The organism is Rhizobium grahamii CCGE 502 (genome assembly GCF_000298315.2).
GTDB classification, from domain to species: Bacteria; Pseudomonadota; Alphaproteobacteria; order Rhizobiales; family Rhizobiaceae; genus Rhizobium; species Rhizobium grahamii.
In genome coordinates, this window is the sequence record NZ_AEYE02000021.1 from 131,156 (window position 1) to 147,401 (window position 16,246).

Genomic DNA, 16,246 nt, shown 5'->3' on the forward strand with positions numbered 1-16,246 from the left:
AGCGCCAGACGTTGCAGCCGTTAGCCAGCACCTCGACCTGGGCTGGAACCCATAAGCCTGCTCACGCGTTACGCGAGACTTCTATGGCAACGGAAAACGGGACAGAATGCTGGAGTTTCAAAACGTGGGCGCCCCGAAAGCGGTCAATCCAATCAACCTGGTTGGCTCAGCCTTTCGACAGGGTCAACCGGTCTTGCCTGGGCAATCGGTCATCCGCCCGGGGCGGAATGCCTGGCGGAGCGGATTTGCGGACAAGGCTGCATTCCTCATCGATGGCGCAGCCTATTTTTCCGCCCTGGACCAAGCGCTGAGGCAGGGCCGCCGCGAAATCTGGATCGTCGGCTGGGACTTCAATCCAGACATCCAACTGAGACCTAGGACGAGCACGGAAACACTTGGCGAACTGCTTCTCTCCTTGGTCGACATCCATCCGCAATTGCAGGTGCGGATCCTCGTCTGGGGAATGGGACCAATCTATTCAGGCAAGTCCTTGCAGCTCTTCCGTCGCAATCCCATCTCTCACCCGCAGATTTCCTTGCGCTTCGATTTTCGTCACCCCCTTCGCGCATGCCACCATCAAAAGCTTGTATCCATTGACAGAAACCTCGCCTTTTTGGGTGGGGTTGACCTTACCGCCAGGCGATGGGACGAGCCTGACCATCGCGTATCAAACCCGTTGCGTCGCTCCCCCGACGGCACGCCTTACGAGCCGGTTCACGATATCCAGTGTGTCATCTCGGGCACGGCAGCACAGCTGGTCGGGGACGTCGCGCGCCGTCGCTGGAAGAAAGCAACGGGCGAAAAAATCGAGGCCCCCACGAGACCGTCGAATATCTGGCCGGCCATCGCTGCCGAGATGGAAAGTATTCCTGCCGCGATTGCGTTGACCGAACCCGGTCTCATAGGGAAAAGAGGACGATATGAGGCGCGACGGCTCACGAGGGACGCCATCGCTTCCGCACGGCGTCTGATCTACGTCGAAACACAGTACCTTGCGTCTTCCAGTGTCGCTCGGGCGATCGCGAAGCGACTAAAAGAGCCAGATGGACCTGAAATCGTGGTCGTCGTTACAAAAAGCTCGCACGGCTTTATCGAAAAGGTCGCAATGGGGAACAACCGGGACCGGTTGATCCGACGTCTCAAGCGCGTCGACCGTCATGATCGACTGAAAGTTATGTATGCCGTCGTTCCGGACGAGCAAATCGGCGAGCAGGAGCTTAATGTTCACTCGAAGCTGATCGTTGTTGATGATCGCTTTATGCGCATCGGTTCATCCAACCTCAACAACCGATCCGAAGGCTTGGATACCGAATGTGATCTTGCCCTCGAGGCAAATTGCCAGATGCATCAAGAAGCGATGTCTGCCCTGCGACATCGCCTAATGGCAGAGCATCTAGACACGAGTCCGGCAAAAGTCAGCGAGTTGGAACGGTCTTGCAACTCAATGCTGATGACAATCGATAAGCTTAATACGGGGCAACGAAGACTGAAAGAATTCCCCATCGATATCCAGGGAAGAACGGAATTGTTTCCGGGTACATTGTTTGTGGATCCCCGCAAACCCTACTGGCCCCTACAGCGACTGCGCCTGCGCCTCGGTCGCATCCTGAGTGGACACGGTTGAAGCAATTTTTCGCTTGCGGAGGATCAGTTCGCTGATCCCCAAGACAATGAGGCCGACCATCAGCGGAAGAAGAAAATAAATCACCCGAAAGGCGACAAGAGCACCAATCGAGGCGTTGCCTGGCAAAACGTGGTTGACCGTCGCCTCCAGCACGCCAAGGCCGCCCGGAACATGGGTGATAAGGATTGCGAGGTTGGCCAGGACGAAAGCCGTTGCTGTCTGGATGAAACTCGCATCGCCGCTCGCCGACAAGAGCTGGTGCAGGCAGGCCGCAACGAAAACGAAATTGAGGGTGCCAATAATGACCTGACCCAATGCCAATCGGACATTGGGCATTTCGAAACTCCACCTCCAGAGCTTCAACTCCGATCGCAGCATTCCGGCCAAGATGACGTAAACGACGGGAACAGAGAGACAAAAGATTCCCATCCACAGAAGTCTGGCGGAGCCGATGTGGAGGAGATTGCTCGCATCACCGGGATTGACGAGCAGCGCAAGGCCAGCCAGGGTCGACAGGCCGATGCCAACAGTGACGCCGCAAAACAGGATTACCTTAGCCACCTCTTGGGTATCCAGACCCCAGCGGGAGTAGAAGCGATACCGTACGGCGCCGCTGCTGAGCGCTGCAACACCGAGATTGTGCCCGATCGAAAGACCTGTGAAGGAGCCAATCGCGGCCCGTGGATAGGTCAGTGGCTTGCCGGCGTAGCGCAATGCCATCCAATCAAAGCCGGTCAGGCACAAATAGGAAAGCGCACAGAACCCGAGGCTCGCCATCAGTCGGGCTTTCGGAATTGCCCCCATGGACTCCATGATTTCCCGAGGCGAATACCGATTGAAGACCTTGTAAACAAGATATGCTGCGAGAAGAAGGCCGAATACAAGGGTCAGATTGATGAAAATACGCTTGGCTGTCATGAAGGTTCCGATTGCATTGAAGCTGTCAATGGGAACGAAGTAATGCAACACGGGTTCCCGCCAAATGAGCCCTTCAGCATCATTACCGGCCCCTCTGCGCGGATTGAGGATCCTCACGTACAACGTTCACAGCTGCATCGGCATGGATCGACGTTTGGACCCGAACCGCATCGCAGAGGTTATCGCGCGATCGAAAGCCGACATCATTGCCCTCCACGAGCTTGACGTCGGACGAAAGCGAACTGGAGGTGTCGATCAGGCTCACACCATCGCAACCCTTCTTAACATGGACGCTCACTTCCATCCCACACTTCACGTTCAGGAAGAACGCTACGGCGATGCGATCTTGACAGCGCTTCCCACGAGACTGGTCAGGGCCGGGCCCCTGCCCTCGGTCGGCGAAACGCGTGGCGCGATCTGGCTGGAGGTCCGTACATGGCACCGCGTAAATGTGATCAATACCCATCTTGGCTTGCGGGCAAGAGATCGAATGCAACAGCTTGCAACACTCCTCGGTGAGGAATGGATGGGCAGCGCCGCGTTCGGCGCGCTGCCTGCTATCATTTGTGGCGACCTCAACGCGGTGGCATCGTCCTCAGTTTACCGGCGCCTGGCGCAGCGCTTTAAGGACGCGCAATTGCTGGCGGGTCGCAAGCCTCGGCCGACTTTTTCATCACGGTTTCCGATATTGCGTCTCGATCATATCTTCGTGTCAAAAGAGTTCGGCGTCGCCGCATCGGACATATCGATCGACCGACTTGCCCGCCGGGCATCGGACCATTTACCGCTAATGGTTGAATTGGATTTGCATGCTCCTGAAGGACTCGACGCTCTTGCCCGATGCGGCGGATCTCTCTGCGCACAACCGGCATATTGAGATAGACTTGCCGTCTTATATCCGCATGTGAAAAGCAACGGTGAGTGCAAGAGACTGTTGATCAATCCTCGGGTCGGGAACTAAAGGCGGCCAGCGCTGTTCGAAGTCATTAGAATATGCAAGCTGAACAGCTCGACCAGAAGGCGACCGCACCACGGCTGGTAGGCAATGGCGCATCGAGGGACTTGCTGGCGCGCGAGCGGCTTGCACCCAGACGTGGCAAGGGAAGACCTCGGCTTTTGACCACCTCATCTAACTGCAGTTAACGCGGGGAGCTGCGCAAGCAGTTTAACAAGGATTTCTCGACTGATACAGAAGGCGCCCCAGTCGTTCGCAGGCCGAACAATCCTGATTTTAGAGGAGGAACACCTTCTCGACGACGATACTCGTCTCATGCTCGAGGCGAGCGGCGCTATCGTAATCGCTGCACCATCGGTGCAGCGGGGCCTGAGTTTGTTGGAGAATCAGAACATTGATGCTGCAATCCTCGACCTACAGTTCGATGGCGACACAGTGTTTCCCATGGCGGAAAGGCTATTATCGCTCAACATTCCTTTTGTATTCGCTACTGCTTACGTCGATCCGGAACTGCCGGGTACCTATGGCGGCTTTCATCTTTGCGCGAGGGAGACGGAACTCCGGCATATTGGCGAGGCTCTCTTCGGAATTGGCGCCTCGACGTAAGTGTCCACCTGTCGATCCGTGCGGTTTCGTACGCAAGGAATGAAGCCGGAACGAAGTCCTCCATTAGCCCTTCTCCTCCTATATCTCCAAGGGAAGGCCATATCAGTGTATAGTTCAACCGATTCCGTACGGCGGGAAATCGTGGATCTGATGCCGGCGTTGCGTGCATTTGCGAGGACCTTTTACCGGAACCCCGCCGATGCCGACGACCTCGTTCAAGAAACCTTGATCCGCGCGCTTATTCACCTTGATCGTTACAAGGATGGAACCCGGCTCAAGTCCTGGCTTTTCACAATCATGCGTAACTGCTTCTGCACGCGCTATCGTTTGACGAAAAGAGAAGCCGTTGGGGCCGTGGAATGTGTGTCGTTGCGTGAAAGCGTTCAGCCAGACCAGGAGTGGCACATCCGAGGCCACGAGTTGGAGGCCGCTTGCGTGCGCCTGCCTGAGATATATCGCGGCGCGTTCGAGTTCGTTTTCATTGACGGGCGCAGTTACGAGGAAGCAGCCGATCATTTCCATTGCCCCATCGGCACCATCAAAAGTCGTGTGAATCGCGCACGCCGACACTTGATGAGTGCCTTGTCCTAGCGGGGCGTCAGGGAGATCGCGGATCGCGCCTTTTTAAGAGACCTCAATGCCTCGCCATCCGGTGCCGTTAGGGCTTGCTGTGACACCCATGCCTGCAGCGGCCACAGCCGATCTAGCAGTCGCAGCACCACAGTCATCGGTATGTTTGAAGAATGTGGGAACGGGATAGAGTGTTGCGCGTTCGGCATTTTGTCGGGCACCTTCCGTCCTTCCTTGCTCGGCAAATGACCCGTGCCTCGGGAGTGAACTTGATGATACTGGGTAGTCAGATAAAGGCGGCTAGAGCTCTTTTGGATTGGCAGGTGGCCGACCTGGCCAATGCTTCAGGCGTGAGCGTCGGCGCCATCGAAGATCTGGAAAACCGGAAAGGGACAATTGCCGACGATACAGCGATGCTACAGGACATTATCGCGTCGGTGGAGCGCGGCGGCGTCCGATTCATCATAGAACATTCAAGCGAGGGGGGACCCGGAGTTCGCTTCCGGCCAGCGGAGAGGGTCTTCACTGATGAAAGGGACACGGTTCAGTACAAGGAATATCTCGTTAACGATGCGCCGCCCGGTGCGGGAGGGTAATCCTGTTCCCGGGTCCGTTCTGGCCGCCCAAGGAAAGACGGCTGTTAGTCTCCATCGTCGTTCAATCGATCGCTGATACAGCGCTATGCCCAATAGGAGGCGGCAGCAGATCAGGATGATCGCCGCGAGCCCGGTAAGCAGCACGAGCTCGCGATCCGCTGGTTTGAGTCTTAAGCGATTCCTGACTTAAAGTGGGGTAGTAGCTAGTGGCGGCTGAGTTTTCTTTACGAACTTGACGAACTTATCCATCTTTGCCATATAGGTATTTCTGTATGGAGGACATGTCATGGCATCTCCCAAGGCAAAACCAAGCATCAAAGACGGCTCGGCCCGCAGGGATGGACCAGCTAGGTCCATGGCGTTTTTCCTGGCGACGGGCGCGGGAGCGCTGCCAGAAGGTATGAGCGGCTTCAAAATCAAAGTCCCGGACAGTGCGACCAAGGTCCTGTCCGACAAGCCGAAGCGCGTGCAGGCTCTGCTACAGCAATATGGTCAGGCGATTTCCAGGAGTCGAACCGCCGGCAGGCGTGTGAGCTTCCGGGTTGACGTCGATCCTGAAGGCGACATGGTCGTCACCCCGGTCGAAGACGAGGTATTGGCCGCCCCTACTGTGGCTGAGCACGCGAGCACCGCAGACGCTGGCCTCGAGCAGGCTCTTGCCGCAGCACGGGCACGCGGACGCTCGAAAGCCGCAGAAATCCTCGAGCGCGGCGATATGCTCAGCGCTGACGAGTTTGCACGCCTGCTCGGAACGACGCGCGTGACAATCAATACCAAGCGGCAAAACGGGCAGGTGCTCGGGCTCGATGGCGCCAAGCGCGGGTATCGCTTTCCCGATTGGCAGCTCGATTCTGATGGCAAGCCATTTGCTGCACTGTCTATTCTCCACGAGAGGCTCGGTGGTGCCTGGGCGGTCTATCGCTTCCTGGTCCAGCCGCATGGTGAACTTGACGGTCTTACGGGTCGTGAAGCTCTGGAGCGTGGGCGGACTGAAGAGGCGATCTCGGCTGCGGAAAGCGTTGGGCGAGATTTCCGCTAAATGGGAAATGCACTACCGCCCGCCGGCTTCGAAACGGCAAGCCTGCATCTACATGTCGTTGCGCCCGGCTCACGGTTCGGCCGCATCCATCTCGCGAGATACCCTGACCCGCTCGGCTTCGGAAAGACGCCGAGCCGCTTCAGCGACCCGCGGCGCCGAAGGGCCGAAAATCGCTTTGGCGTGCTCTACATGGGTGACACCGTCAAGGTATGCTTTCTCGAAGCTTTGCTGAGGGATCAGCGCGATGGGTTGATCGGAGATCTGCCAATTGCCGAGTCAGAGTTGCGTGACCGACAGTTCGCTCAGATCGAGGTGATCGACCCACTGACAATGGTTGATCTGCGCGACGATGGAGCGATCAAGATGGGTGTGCCGACGGATGTGGCAAAATCCACCAAGCAATCCCTTGCTCGCGAGTGGGCAGTCGCATTCCATGAACATCGAGTTCAGGTCGACGGCATCATTTATCCCTCGAGGCTAAACGGACACACGAATGTTGCAGTGTTCGATCGAGCCATTGGCAAGCTGAAGGCTGTCGGCGCGACAAGGCTGATACGGGCGCCGGGTCTCGCGAATGTGCTCGATGACCTGAACGTTGCGATTATCGATCCCTGATCCCGTAGTCGCGTTCAGAGTTGATCGACAGGTCATTTCTGACCGCCAATCCTCGACAGATCGATCCTGATACCCGCCGCACCGATATCGCTTGTGTTTGGAGGTTCGTCCTCAGTTTCTGCCTGCGGCGCTCCGCAGACACGCTGTGGGACCTGATGCAGCTCCGCGACAGGCCCGGCGTGTATCCACATCCGCCGGGCTTTGATTTGGTGGTGGGCTGAAGTTTATTGCTTCGGCCTTGTCGGTTGAGTGCGACTACAAGCCTACGCCATCATTGCGGCTGGAGTTGATCGCGAGACGAGAGCTATCTTACGCAGTCGAGCTTTCCCCTGCCGGAGTTGGACCGATCCGTTCTGACATCCTTGCGCCTGTGACAATCTTCCTGTTTCGTGGTGCCTGTCGGCGAGGGACCGATCTTTTGGCTGTCTGTGGCGACGCTGCCGAAGCTCGGATTGGTGATGGCCTCTTCTGAAGGGATCTCACTATGATCGTCAAATGCCGGCCCGACCTGATCCGGCAGGGACTGGGCATGGGCGGTGGGGTAAAGGCCAAAGGTCAAGGCCACATAAACTGCAAGGTCGAACCGGCGCATGGCATTTCTCCTTTGGAGATAAATTCTACACTGGATAGCTGCTCCTGAAAATCGCCCGCAAAGGAGGATTGACGTCAGGTGCCAATCGCGCCGACCGAAATGAAGGACACAAGCACGGGATTTCAGAAGCAACGTTTTATAATTGGAAAGCCAAATACGGCGACATGGAAGTCTCGGAAGCGAAGCGTCTGAAGGCGCTTGAGGGCGAGAATACCAGGTTAAAGAAGTTGCTGGCCGAGCAGATGCTGGATGCAGCCGCACTCCGCGAGCTTCTTGCAAAAAAATGGTGGGGCCTGCCGCCAAGCGTGAAGCCGTCACCCATCTGAAGGCCGTCATGGGCCTTTCGGAGCGTCGGGCCTGCCAGATCATATCCGCCGACCGCAAGACGATCCGTTATCGGTCCAGTCGACCGCCGGAGGTCGATCTGCGAGCGAAGCTGCGCGACCTCGCCAACGAGCGGCGGCGTTTCGGCTACCGTCGGCTGTTCATCCTGCTTCGGCGGGATGGAGAGCCGTCCGGCGTTAATCGCATCTATCGGCTGTATCGCGAGGAAGGGCTTTCCGTTCGCAAGCGGAAGGCCCGACCCCGTGCTGTCCGCATGGGGTTCTCGCAGGTTCGAGATCACATCAGCCTAACGTCAGCCAACCTCAGCACTCAAGGCCGTGCCGTAACTATCACCATGGATTTGTTCTGCCCGGAAATTTGCCCCGGTTACGTAAGTGGGGCAGATTGAGTGGCAGGTTTTTCCGTCTATGGAACAGAGATGTGTGTATAAGCGCACGCTTTTATAGATGCCTATCGTCGCGAGGGATTCCCGGCTGGGGCAAATCATGATTCAGTCGTGGGATGACGAAGAAATCGCTTCCCTCGTCTGAGCCCGCCGATACGCTTTCGCTGAATGCGTTGCGCAGCATGGTGGCTGGACTTATTGATCAAGTCGCCGCTCTTTCAGCGGAGGTAAAAAAGCTTCGCGAAGAGAACGCCACCCTTCGCGAAGAGAACGCAGAACTTCGTCTGGAAAACACCCGTTTAAAGGTGGACAACCAGTTACTGCGTGACGAAATCGCACGGTTAAGAAATCTGCGCCACGCCCGCCCTTTCGCCCTTCCGGCATGGAGAAGGCAACGGATGTCAGTGCAGGCGACAAGAAAGCGGGGAAGAAGGCGCCGCGTGGCCCGAAGCGCGATGTCGAGCGGACAAGCCGGGAAGAGATTTTACGCGTCAGCGTTCCGGCTGGCTCGCGTTTCAAAGGATATAAAAGCTGCTTTGTACGCGATGTGGTGCTTGCGGCCGAGCTGTGCACTATCGACGCGAATGCTGGATCACCCCTGACGGTAGGATGGTTACTGCATCGCTGCCGCAAGGCATCGTAGGTGGTTGTGGCGCGAACCTTAGGCGGCTTTGCCTGATGCTGCATACCTAGGGACAGGTGGCCACAGGGCGGCTGACGACCTTGTTGAACGATATCGGCGTCGACATATCGAAGCGCCAGGTCGTGCGCCTTCTGACCAAGGGACTGGATGGCTTTGTCGTTGAGGATATGTCGGTGCTACATGCCGGCATGGTGTCCGCACCTTATGTCACAGTCGACGACACCGGCGCTTGTCACGCCCATGATAATTTCTACACCACCCAGATTGGCGGCGAACACTTTGCGGTGTTCCGCACAACCGCATCGAAGTCGCGGCTGAATTTCCTATCGCTGCTGTGCGGCAGTTATCACGACTATGTCCTCAACGACGCCGCATTTGACTATTTACAAGGCCACCCTTCCTCTGTGGCCGTGACTGCCAGATTGCGAGCACCTGAGCCGATGCGCTTTTGCAACCAGGTGCCCTTTCTCGAATACCTGGCAGGACAAGGCGTCGACATCTTCGACAAGGCTGCGGTCCGCATTCTGGGGGAAGCGGCTACCTGGGGTTCCATCCACCATCACGGCCTTGTGGGCGACACGGTAATCATCTCCGACGATGCCGGCCAGTTTGGTATTGGCAATCATGCTTTGTGCTGGGTTCACGCCGAACGCCTTCTGCAAAAGCTGATGCCTGTAAAGCCGAAGCACGCGAAATCTGTTGCAAAAGCCGTCACCAGAGGCTGCCAGCGGATTCCGCCAAAGGTTCGACAGGATTTTTACCCTACACACCGGCATGCAGAGCTTGACGCATTGCTGGCACGTCTTCACCGGCGCAAACATGAACTGCTGCGGGTGCTCGATTGGCCGACGATCCCGTTGCACACCAACGCATCAGAGAACGACTTGCGCAGCTTCGTTACCAAGCGAAAGATCTCCCGCGGCACTGTCAGCCGCGACGGCCGCGTTGCCCGTGACACCATGCTTGGTTTGATGAAGACCTACCGAAGCTTAGGCTTTCTTTCTATCACTACCTCGGCCACCGGCTCGGCATTTGCGGTGAGGTCATCCCGCCGCTTGCCAACCTTGTCGCTGCGAAAGCCTAACGGCGCCCCTCCCGGGAAATGACGCGACGGTTCGCTCTCACTCTCCACCGGCCATACCAGCCGCTTGCCACCAGCACCCCGATTGCTGGTAAGAGGCTCGCCTATCTCGACTGCCCAATACGACAGCACGGCCTCCAGATCTGCCCCGGCTACCGGTGTCTGCAGAGGATACGGAATAAGTAACCGGTTCTGTTTCTTGAACATAGAAAGCGTAACGGAAGTAAACGGGGCCTTCTCTTCCGCCTGTTCGTATGCGCCGTCATCGCCCGCACTGGAGGATGCAAAGGTGAGGTCGAGAAAGGCGAGCACCCGCTCGCACATGCCCCCGCAAAGCCAGCGGGCCTCTTGAGCGCTCTGGCATTCTTATACAAAACATCATCAAAACCGTCCATCGAATTTCGCCAGGATCGCCGCAAAAGTGGTGTTTTCAGCGCGGTTTGCGGGCTGCGCCATCTCAGGGGACAGAATCCATGCTTTTGCCTCCCGTCATGCTTTTCCGAGCCAGCGCCATCAGCATCGGGCCGGGCGAAAACTGCTTGATCTGGGCACGGCGCGTGAGATCCCTGAGGTATCCGCCAGCCGAGTTGATAAACCGACCTCGCTCCAGGATGCATGCCAGGGCAACAGCGGCGTTCTCGGGGCCCATCACGTGGCAGGCGTCATCAAAGGTCGCAGAGGTCACCCCTAGCATCGATCTGACGACAGCAGCCGCCTTCTTCAGGTCATTCCAGCTATGAATGACGCCACCGGGTCCATAGGCTGCAATGTCAGGGCATGCCTTCAGCACCAGGCTCAGCGGTAAGGCTTGGTTGGGTGGAGCGTGTGACGGCTCTTGGCGGATTGAGGGACTGCAAGCTGGCCTTTGGGCGAATGCTTCAGATTCAATATGAGATTCAGTGTTAGAACTCTGTGTGTGGTGCTCATTGTGAGCGTCATTGGTGCTCGAATTATCCAAATCCCGGTGCAATTTCAGGACATTGATGATTTTCGACTGCAGGCGGCTCATTCCATCGAGAATGAGGGTGATGTCATCGAGCGACTGTGAACGGGACAGGGTCTCGATAAGGCTCTGATAGATATCTTCGATTGTTTGCCAGTCGCCATCGACGCCTTCTTGCTTGGCAACGCTAATCAGCTTCCGCACGTCGCGCCGGCAGATGGTCAGACTTTCTCTTGCCCTGCGCAAGGCTGATCGCTCGGCTACAACGCGCTTGGCGACCACCGCGAACTCTTCGGCGCGCGATAGCAGCGGCGACAGATCGAAGCCATAGGCGGTTTCGATCTCCCCTCCCCTGCCCCGGTGGGCATATCGCTTGCCATTGGCACTGTCCCTGCGAAGGATCACGCCGGCTTCCACGAGAAGGGCTATATGCCTGCGCAGCGTCGCCCCAGCGATACCATGAGCCCGGAGCGATAATTGCGCGTTCGACGGAAAGACGACGAGTTGAGCGTCTTGGCAAAGCTCATTGTCGGGATAGAAGCTCAAAAGCGCGTCGAGCACAGCCAGACTGCGGTCTTTCAGGCCGAGGGATTGCATTGCTTCGGAGACGTTTCGAAAGACGCTCCATTTATTTACCGATTTGCCTTGGCTGATTTCGGCTACAGCAGTGTGCCGTCTCACCAGCGCAAGCGTCATCGGCCGCCGCCCAAAGGGCGTCGTCACATGTTCACCTTGCATTTTCCTTCACCTTTCAGAAGGCAAAAGAAATCTGCTCACCAAAACGGTGCCAAAGACTCTTGACTGTGATTCGAGGAAGTGCGATTCTCTGGTTGTCTAGATCAGAGGAAGGCTTCCACGGCGGCAACGTTGAGGGGGCCTTTTTCTTTTGCTGTTCAATCTCCCGTTTTCTGTTTCTCTTCAGAACTCGAATACTGCTCGAAGAGGCTTTCCAGGTTGCTGGAGAGCCATTGCCCGAAGGATTTGCCCTTCGGATTTCCAAACTCCATGATGAGGCCGTTGCCTTTGGGAGTCGCCAGCACAGTCACGGACTTGTCCGACGGTGTCCACGCGGTGCTTCCTCTCGCTTGCTTGAGGCGGCGATTCGATTTTCCGGCCGACTTGAGGGTGGAAAGAAGAAAGAGAAACTTCGCTTCATCCGTTTCGCATGCGACGAACGCTTGTTCCTCGACAGTCTCGCGGGCGCGGGCGCTGACCGAAGGATTCAATAGCAGCTTCTTCAGCTCTTCCCAGCGGTCACGGCCAATACCTTTTGCGGCTCCAAGCGCGTCAAGGACGGCATCCGGTACGGCCTCGGCAACAGATAGCATTCGCGACAGCAGGCTGTCATCGACGGTCAGTGCCGTCTTCAGGACATCCCTCGACATTCCGCTTCTCTGGAGCCTGTTGGCGAAGATCGCCTTCTCAATGAAAGTCAGATCTGCCCGGGCCGTGTTTTCCTGGCCCTGGGCGATGACGTGTTCGATGTCGGCGAGCGGCTTGACGACCGCCCTCACCTTCAATCCTAGTTCACGTGCGGCGCGCGCACGGCGATGGCCAAACACGATCATGTACCGGCCATCATCCGTCGGATGCGGACGCACCAGGATAGGGGTCGACTGGCCGGAATGTCGGATGGCTTCCTTTAGGCTCTGGAAGGCCTCATCGTCGTCACCAATACGATCGGCAACAAAAGATCCATCGAGGTCACCAGGGTCGAGTGAAATGACCGCCTCGCCGTCGAGGACGCGCATAGATGTCTCGGCGAGCTCGTCGAGGGACTGAATCATTGACCTTGAAGCGCCTCGCCTCGTGTACGAGGCCCGAGCCTCCGACGCAGACAGGGCGCCGCGGTCGACATCGTCGCCCATCGTGGCCGTGATGCTTGCAAGAAGGTTTTTTCTAGCCATTTCCGTCTCCGTTGCGAGTGCCCATCCCTCTGAAAGAAATCGATTTTTTCGCGGTTTGCACGGCTGTCAAAAATGTCACTTCCGTCCCCACGCGCTGTGGATCAACGAGACGATCTCACCGTTGACTGCATTCAGGCTTTCCACGGCACGTTCATAGGTTGATCGGGTGAATTGAGACTTCTCGATCTCATACAAGGTCTGCTTGGTGATCCCGGCATCTGAAATTGCGGTTGATTTCAGCATCTGGTTCTTCAGCATGCGCTTGTTGAAGAGTGCTTGAAGAAATCCGACCATCTGCGCCTGCGGCTGATCGGTGGGCTCGTAACGAGTCACAAGGTAGCGGAACCATTTCAGCTTCACGGCGGCGCCGGCGCCCTTGATCGATTCCAGGATGCCGCCAAGCATCAGCAGGAACTGGCTCATTGACATGACATCAAGCATTTGAGGATGAACGGTGATCAGAACAGCTGTTGAAGCGGTGAGTGCCGTCAAAGTGAGGTAGCCAAGCTGGGGCGGGCAGTCGATCACGACGACGTCGTAGCGATCGTCGACCTCCTTCAAGGCAGTCGAGATGCGCGTGAAAAAGAGCTTACCTTCCTGAAGGTTCTTGCTGGACGCCGCAAGCGGTGTCTCATATTCGTATTCCTGGAGCTCCAGGTTGGCAGGAACGATGTCGAGGCCCGGGAAATTTGTAGGGCGGATGAGTTCCGTGATCGATTTGCGATCGTTGTCGTAACGCAAGGCTTCGTAAAGCGAGGGATTTCGATCGAGTTCCGGCTGGATACCATGAAGCGCTGTCATCGATGCCTGCGGATCAAGATCAATCGCGAGGACGCGATGGCCTGTCAAAGCAAGATACTGGGCGAGATGCGCTGCGGAGGTCGTCTTTCCAGAGCCGCCCTTGAAGTTCACGACGGAGATAACCTGTAGGCCCTCACCATTGCGGCGTTGAGGAACGTACTTCTTGAAGTCTGAGCGGCCGTGTTTGTCTAGGTAGCGACGCAATTCCATCATCTGTTCGGCTGTATAAGACCGTCGCCCCGAGCTAGACACCTGGGGCGCAGGGCCCTTACCCTCGAGATGAAGCTTCTTGATGTGATTTTGCGTGACGCCAAGATACTCGGCGACCTCCGCCAATGAAAACTGTCGGAGCCCCTTCATCGCGTTCGGAGGGTACTGCTCCAGCCGAAGCATGTTCAGCTTGTCAGAGATCAGCTCGCCCTGCTCAAGGATTTCCTTGTCAAAATCAAGGTCTTCGACGAAGACTGGTGCCATGTTCATATCTTGCCATCTTCCGGAATAACGCTTTTCTCAAGCGATCTGCATCATAAGCGTGATTTAGATGCGATTCTCTGGCTGGCGCAAGAAGTTTTTAGTTAACAAAGGCTTAATATCCCGATTCTTTATCTTGTTTCGCCCTGACCGCACAAAGCGCAGCCGACCCGACAAGAATGGATCCAACGATATGATTTTAAACAATAAATTACGCGTTTGCACGGCTGTCAAAAGGCGGCAGGTAACACAGCGCGCTACGAAGGTGCAAAGGCGGCCGGCGAACGACGGCAGCGGACAGTGAGTTGGACTCACCTGGTTGCTAAAGTTGGGGTTTTACCCGGTTGCCTGAATTCGAAGCGAACCAGATTTGCAGAAGGGAGAAGATGGCGGATGACGGCTGTTGGAGCCGTCACCCCGCGCGTACAGACACCTATCAGTTATTGTTATCAGCGCACGTGTCTTCGGAGTTTTCGGTGTTGCTGTTACCGCCCTGCGTTTGCAGCGAGTTCTTCCCCTTCAGCGACTTGCAGTTTTCCTTGTTGAAGTTCTTGGTCGTGCTGTTGGTCTTCATCTTGTCGACCTTCTTCATTTTCATGGGCTTGGTCGTCTCTGTAGCGGCCCCATGATTTTTGTCCATGGTGGACCCTGCGGGGGCGGGGTTCGACTGCGCATATGCCGAGCCTGCAAGGCCGATGACCAGAAGTGAGGTAGCGATGAGCTTGACGGACATTTCGTCCTCCTTGGTAGCGGTGCATGATTGCAACCAAATTGGAAACGGTGCCGTGGCGCTGTTGTTCCGGAAGGCAGAGCCGGGGCTGGGAACTATCTTCGCTTTTATCGTGGAGGGTCTCCCCTTGTCGCATGTATGGAATGCCGGGTGTTTTCCGGAACGAAGATTGCCAGGTGTCTGCAAGCTGGCAGATGGCCAACATGGCAACTTCGGCCTTGGTCCTGTCGGCACGCGGCCAATTGAGTTTGTCGCGCGGGCGCGCCAAGGTTTCATGCCCCGAGAACGGTCAATCTGGCGCAGCTTGCATTAACGTTGCGGATTCGGCCACATGTCGACTTGGCGGTAACCAGGACGAGGCGGACGCTGGTCTTTCGGTCTACAAAAGATCCTGGCGAACCAGATCTGAGCGGTTTCAAAGCTCGTAGGCGACGTGTTCGCTTTGACCGTCGTCTCCGATAGAGATCGTGCCAAGCCCGATTGCATTTTTAGAATCCCCGTTGGATGCGGAGGATTTGGCGTGATGCCGGCGAGGGTTCGTCGCCGGCTTTTCGATACTTCTAATCTAATTTTGGGTCCAGCAAGAGATTTGGCTAATCTTCATCGTCTGGAATTAATCCGTCATAGACTTCCAACAAGGCTTCCGCGATCGCTGCACCGAGTGCGTTGCCAGTCTCGGCAATTGCCTTTTCATCCATGTCACGGGCAGCGATCGCTAGGTTGCCACCTTGTTCAGCGACGATCGCTCGAGCCCTTTCGATCGCCCATAGGGCAAAGGCATTGCGGCCTTCAATCGTTACGGTTTCTTGTTCCATTCGTAAGTCCTTAGAGCGCACCTGTTGAAAGAAGCGGGTTCAGACCACGCGCTAACTCATTCTCCAGTCTCAATCAACTGCGGCGGAGAATGGGTTGGCGACCGAGGCAGATTTCCGGATGGGTCAGGCCGAGCGAGCGTCAGCGAAGGTGCGGCTCAGAGAGGGCCGAAAGAAGATCCAAGCGTTTCCTCGCCGGGCTCTCGCTATTGAGTGGGGCCGGCTGGACGCGCCCCACTTAATAGGATTACCGTGCAGTCGGGATACGTTTTCCCCGAAGGCGCATGCAAGGTCGACTTGACCGAGGTTGCACAAGAGTGAAGAGCAATTGGTGGACTAAACTTTTGGCAGATGGAGCCTCTATCATTTCGATCGGTGCATCATAAATGATCTGTTACGTAGGCTGTTGCTACATCGAACCAAAAAGCACAATTGTTTGTCGCTTGGGAAGCCTTGCGAACAGCTGCGCGATCGTTCAGAAGTGAGCGGATCAACTGCCAGTGCTTAAACCGAGTAACGGAAGCTAATGGCTTATTTACTTCCGTTTTGTATTTTGATTGCATCCTTTCAGCAGGTTAAGGAAATGACCAGCGGGAAGCGCTAAGGGCGCCAG

At 56.5% G+C, this 16,246-nt stretch carries 14 protein-coding genes and 2 pseudogenes; 9 read left to right on the forward strand and 7 right to left on the reverse strand.

Annotation, left to right across the window (positions count from 1 at the left end; translation table 11 throughout):
* The first annotated feature begins 124 nt into the window (after positions 1-124).
* Complete coding sequence (locus RGCCGE502_RS18135; protein WP_500690612.1) at positions 125-1,624, forward strand: phospholipase D-like domain-containing protein; 1,500 nt, start codon at positions 125-127, stop codon at positions 1,622-1,624.
* Here RGCCGE502_RS18135 and RGCCGE502_RS18140 read toward each other — a convergent pair.
* Positions 1,574-2,542 carry a lysylphosphatidylglycerol synthase domain-containing protein gene (locus tag RGCCGE502_RS18140; RefSeq protein WP_040674987.1) on the reverse strand — a complete coding sequence of 323 codons (969 nt, stop codon included), beginning with the start codon at positions 2,540-2,542 and terminating at the stop codon, positions 1,574-1,576. The two genes, RGCCGE502_RS18135 and RGCCGE502_RS18140, sit on opposite strands and share 51 nt — an antisense overlap.
* A 64-nt stretch (positions 2,543-2,606) precedes the next feature.
* Between RGCCGE502_RS18140 and RGCCGE502_RS18145 the strand changes: the two genes are divergently transcribed.
* The 6 genes from RGCCGE502_RS18145 (at position 2,607) to RGCCGE502_RS18170 (ending at position 6,923) form a co-directional block, all read left to right on the forward strand.
* The gene (locus RGCCGE502_RS18145; protein WP_081647268.1) at positions 2,607-3,419 is read left to right on the forward strand and encodes an endonuclease/exonuclease/phosphatase family protein; all 813 of its coding nucleotides are present in this window, start codon (positions 2,607-2,609) and stop codon (positions 3,417-3,419) included.
* Positions 3,420-3,812: 393 nt separating this feature from the next.
* Positions 3,813-4,103: a response regulator gene (locus tag RGCCGE502_RS18150; RefSeq protein ID WP_016555647.1), complete on the forward strand. Its 291-nt coding sequence runs from the start codon at positions 3,813-3,815 to the stop codon at positions 4,101-4,103.
* Positions 4,104-4,253: 150 nt separating this feature from the next.
* Positions 4,254-4,694 (forward strand): sigma-70 family RNA polymerase sigma factor, encoded by a 441-nt coding sequence (locus RGCCGE502_RS35440; RefSeq protein WP_244441738.1) that lies wholly within the window; start codon positions 4,254-4,256, stop codon positions 4,692-4,694.
* A gap of 302 nt (positions 4,695-4,996) precedes the next feature.
* A complete protein-coding gene (locus tag RGCCGE502_RS18160; RefSeq protein ID WP_244441731.1) occupies positions 4,997-5,269 on the forward strand; it encodes an XRE family transcriptional regulator in 273 nt (90 codons plus the stop codon).
* A 400-nt stretch (positions 5,270-5,669) separates the two neighbouring features.
* Positions 5,670-6,308: a hypothetical protein gene (locus RGCCGE502_RS18165; protein ID WP_040674994.1), complete on the forward strand. Its 639-nt coding sequence runs from the start codon at positions 5,670-5,672 to the stop codon at positions 6,306-6,308.
* Entirely contained in the window at positions 6,309-6,923 is a 615-nt protein-coding gene (locus RGCCGE502_RS18170) for an RES family NAD+ phosphorylase (RefSeq protein WP_016555651.1), read from the forward strand.
* A 304-nt stretch (positions 6,924-7,227) separates the two neighbouring features.
* Here the strand turns inward: RGCCGE502_RS18170 and RGCCGE502_RS35445 are convergent, their stop codons facing one another.
* Positions 7,228-7,515: a hypothetical protein gene (locus RGCCGE502_RS35445; protein ID WP_016555652.1), complete on the reverse strand. Its 288-nt coding sequence runs from the start codon at positions 7,513-7,515 to the stop codon at positions 7,228-7,230.
* A gap of 50 nt (positions 7,516-7,565) precedes the next feature.
* Between RGCCGE502_RS35445 and RGCCGE502_RS35450 the strand changes: the two are divergent.
* Both RGCCGE502_RS35450 and RGCCGE502_RS39220 read left to right on the forward strand, forming a co-directional pair.
* Positions 7,566-8,110, forward strand: a pseudogene (locus RGCCGE502_RS35450) (transposase); the annotation flags it as partial.
* Positions 8,111-8,361: 251 nt separating this feature from the next.
* Positions 8,362-9,972, forward strand: a pseudogene (locus tag RGCCGE502_RS39220) (IS66 family transposase).
* Between the two features lie 454 nt (positions 9,973-10,426).
* Here RGCCGE502_RS39220 and repC read toward each other — a convergent pair.
* From repC to RGCCGE502_RS18225, 5 genes are all read right to left on the reverse strand, one after another.
* On the reverse strand, positions 10,427-11,650 hold the full coding sequence (repC, locus tag RGCCGE502_RS18200; RefSeq protein ID WP_016555655.1) for a plasmid replication protein RepC: 1,224 nt from the start codon (positions 11,648-11,650) through the stop codon (positions 10,427-10,429).
* Positions 11,651-11,805: 155 nt separating this feature from the next.
* On the reverse strand, positions 11,806-12,819 hold the full coding sequence (repB, locus tag RGCCGE502_RS18205; protein WP_016555656.1) for a plasmid partitioning protein RepB: 1,014 nt from the start codon (positions 12,817-12,819) through the stop codon (positions 11,806-11,808).
* A 75-nt stretch (positions 12,820-12,894) separates the two neighbouring features.
* Complete coding sequence (gene repA, locus RGCCGE502_RS18210; protein WP_016555657.1) at positions 12,895-14,100, reverse strand: plasmid partitioning protein RepA; 1,206 nt, start codon at positions 14,098-14,100, stop codon at positions 12,895-12,897.
* Positions 14,101-14,527: 427 nt separating this feature from the next.
* On the reverse strand, positions 14,528-14,824 hold the full coding sequence (locus tag RGCCGE502_RS18215; protein ID WP_016555658.1) for a hypothetical protein: 297 nt from the start codon (positions 14,822-14,824) through the stop codon (positions 14,528-14,530).
* 590 nt (positions 14,825-15,414) lie between these two features.
* Entirely contained in the window at positions 15,415-15,636 is a 222-nt protein-coding gene (locus tag RGCCGE502_RS18225) for a hypothetical protein (protein ID WP_016555659.1), read from the reverse strand.
* Positions 15,637-16,246: the final 610 nt, after the last annotated feature.